The sequence below is a fragment of the Alteromonas sp. McT4-15 genome (assembly GCF_020515205.1).
Taxonomy (GTDB): Bacteria; Pseudomonadota; Gammaproteobacteria; order Enterobacterales; family Alteromonadaceae; genus Alteromonas.
The window spans coordinates 1-1635 of record NZ_JAJALG010000089.1 but is presented as its reverse complement, the minus strand read 5'-3'; the positions used below and the strand labels follow the sequence as shown (position 1 = coordinate 1635).

The following is a 1635-nucleotide window of genomic DNA, read 5'->3' as shown; positions in this document are numbered from 1 at the left end:
TAAAAGTTATACACCACCCATTTTTTAGTAAAAATCAGGCCAAAGTGCAGCTCTTTTTTACAACAGCTTTGGGGGTTCGTTTTAGTTTTCGGTCAGCATTGAAGAAAGCTTGAAAACACCGCTTTTCAACTCAAGCCGCCCTCTTTTCTGGCAGCTTGCTAAAGTCAAAATCTCTAGTTGTTTTGTTCGTTACTTTTACCCTATTTTCTTCAACACGCTGGCAGTTAACAAACGGTTTGTGTATAACAAAAAAATTAAGTCGCCTGCTAGCGCAGGCTGGGACGCATACACGTGGGCTGCTTCGCATTGTAGCCCACGCGCCTGCGCCCCTTATTTAAAAGTTATACACCACCCATTTTTTAGTAAAAACCAAGCCAAAGCTCAGCGCTTTTTTACAACGGCTTTGGGGGTTCGTTTTAGTTTTCGGTCGGTATAAAGGTAACTTGAAAGCAACGCTTTTCAACTCAAGCAGCTCTCTTCTTTGGCAGCAAGTAAAAGCTAAAAACGTTGGTTGTTTTATTCAGTACTTTTACCCTATTTTCTTCAACATACTGGCAGTTAAGAAACGGTTTGTGTATAACAAAAAAATTAAGTCGCCTGCTGGCGCAGGCTGGGACGCATTCACGTGGGCTGCTTCGCATTATAGCCCACGCGCCTGCGCCCCTTATTTAAAAGTTATACACCACCCATTATTTAGTAATAATCAGACCAAAGTTCAGCGTTTTTTTTACAACGGCTTTAGGGGTTCGTTTTAGTCTTTGGTTAGCATCAAAGGTAACTTAAAAGTTCTGCTTTCAACTCAAGCCGCCCTCTTCTTTGGCAGCAAGTAAAAGTTTAAAACACTGGTTGTTTTGTTCAGTACTTTTACCCTATTTTCTTCAACATGCTGGCAGTTAACAAACGGTTTGTGTATAACAAAAAAATTAAGTCGCCTGCTGGCGCAGGCTGGGACGCATACACGTGGGCTGCTTCGCATTTTAGCCCACGCGTCTGCGCCCCTTATTTAAAAGTTAGGTGCTTCAATGGAATTCAAACCACTTTTCCATGAACAGGTATTAGAACTCGCTTTAACAATCACAAACGAGTCCTCAACAAAAGTTTATTGGGAAGCCCATAATAAACTTAGAGACATTTGTGAAACTCACGAAAATACAGTGTTGGATCATCCGTTTCAGTGGGAGACTCTTGCGGACTTCACAAGGGATAGTGACGAGCGGCTATCAGCATATTTAAAAGCATTAAATCTCGCTCAACAAAACAGTCAGGTCGAATATATTGCATCAGTTGCCATAGAAATCTCAGAATTATACTTGGCTCAAAATGACAACGAACGAGCATTAACATACTCTACAATAGCAAAGGACGCTGCTCTGCAAATTGACGATGCAGCTCTACAAATGGAAATAGAAGAAATTGAAAAACGGTTATTTTAAAAACGCACCTAACAATCAAATTAAGTCGTGCGCCAGGGCGCACTGGGACACAAACACGTGGGCGGCTTCGCCATTTTCGCCCACGTGTCTGCGCCCCTTATTTGGGCGTTGGTATGACTCCCTTTGTCAACCCTGAACGAGCGCTTCCCTGACACTCTTTCAGCCCATAATTAGCTGTGTTCCTCACTCATATTAAATGAGC

Annotated in this window: 1 protein-coding gene; it reads left to right on the top strand. The window is 42.4% G+C overall.

Features of this window, described 5'->3' with window-relative positions; translation table 11 throughout:
• Nucleotides 1–1022 precede the first annotated feature (1022 nt).
• On the top strand, nucleotides 1023–1433 hold the full coding sequence (locus LHL20_RS20850; protein ID WP_226434677.1) for a hypothetical protein: 411 nt from the start codon (nucleotides 1023–1025) through the stop codon (nucleotides 1431–1433).
• The last annotated feature ends 202 nt before the right edge of the window (nucleotides 1434–1635 follow it).

What these genes read in the sequence shown, in the direction of transcription:
- LHL20_RS20850 (WP_226434677.1), top strand. Translation starts at nt 1,023, where the DNA reads ATGGAATTCAAACCACTTTTCCATGAACAGGTATTAGAACTCGCTTTA.